The 1335-nt window shown below is 75.5% G+C and carries 2 protein-coding genes and 1 pseudogene; all 3 read right to left on the reverse strand.

Annotated features, from left to right (window positions below; all coding sequences use genetic code 11):
* Positions 1–281, reverse strand: a pseudogene (rph, locus tag AC0CYZ_RS00470) (ribonuclease PH); the annotation flags it as partial.
* A 59-nt stretch (positions 282–340) separates the two neighbouring features.
* A complete protein-coding gene (locus AC0CYZ_RS00475; RefSeq protein ID WP_472210952.1) occupies positions 341–1099 on the reverse strand; it encodes an MBL fold metallo-hydrolase in 759 nt (252 codons plus the stop codon).
* A 9-nt stretch (positions 1100–1108) separates the two neighbouring features.
* The coding region (locus AC0CYZ_RS00480) for a rhomboid family intramembrane serine protease (protein ID WP_472210954.1) at positions 1109–1335 on the reverse strand (227 nt) is incomplete at its 5' end.

Genomic DNA, 1335 nt, shown 5'->3' on the forward strand with positions numbered 1-1335 from the left:
AGCCGGCTGATCTCGTGGGTGCGGCCCCCGACGCGGCCCTTGACCGACTCGCGGTCGCTGCGGGTGTGGGTGGCCGAGGGCAGCATCGCGTACTCGGCGGTGAGCCACCCCAGCCCGGAGTCCCGGCGCCAGCGCGGCACCCCCTGGGTGACGCTGGCGGCGCACAGCACCCGCGTGTTGCCGAAGGAGACGAGGACGGACCCCGCGGGGTGCTGCTGGAACCCGCGCCGGATCTCGATGGGGCGGAGCTCGTCGTCGGACCTGCCGTCGCTGCGTGCCACGGGGATCAACCCTAGAGACCGCCCCGGGGCCGGGACGCGGACCGGGGTCGGCCGGCCGCTCAGATCATGTAGTGCGCGTCCGGGCGGACGAGCTCGACCGGACCGCTGTACTGCGCCCGCGCCTCGGCGAGCAGGTCCTCGCCGTCGTACCAGGACGGGACGTGGGTGAGGAGCAGCCGCTTCGCGCCGGCCTCGCGGGCGACCTGGCCGGCCTGGGTGCCGGAGAGGTGCACGCCCGGGGGCCGGTCCGGGGCGTGGGTCCAGGTGGCCTCGCACAGCAGGACGTCGGCACCCTCGGCGAGCTCCACGAGGGTCCGGCACGGGCCGGTGTCGCCCGAGTACACCAGCGTCCGGCCCTGGTGCTCGAGGCGGACGCCGTACGCCTCGCACGGGTGGTCGACCGGAGCGCTCGAGAGCGCGATGTCGCCGATGTTCGCCGGGCCGTCGGCGAAGACGTGGTAGTCGAAGACGTCGGTGAGGTCGGTCGCGACCCGCTCGTCCGACGACGGCGCGTACGCCACCGCGAGCCGGACCTCCGACTCGCTGGGTCCGTGCAGCGGGAGCACCTTGCCCGGCCCGTCCGGGTGGTAGCGGCGGTGCACGACGAGCCCGGAGACGTCGGCGCAGTGGTCGGGGTGCAGGTGGGAGAGGACGACGGCGTCGAGGTCGAACGGGTCCAGGTGGCGCTGCAGGGTCCCGAACGTGCCGTTGCCGAGGTCCATCACGAGCGTCGTGCCCCGGGTGCGGACGAGGTAGCCCGAGGCGGGTGAGGCGGGTCCGGCGCCGCTGCCGGAGCACCCCAGGACGATCAGTTCCACGCGCGCACCCTACGGCCCGGTCGGGGAGGGCGACACCGGACCGGCGGGCGGGCGGGCGGACCCGCTGCGCCGGTCGGCCGACGCGACGAGGCGCGCGGCGAGGACGCCCGAGAGCGCCCCGAAGAGGTGGGCCTGCCACGAGACGCCGGGCGTGCCGGGCAGCACGCCCCAGAGCACCCCGCCGTAGAGCAGGAGCAGCACGACGGCGAGCACGATCTGACGGCCCGAGCGCGCGA

It is taken from the genome of Actinomycetospora sp., assembly GCF_055612215.1.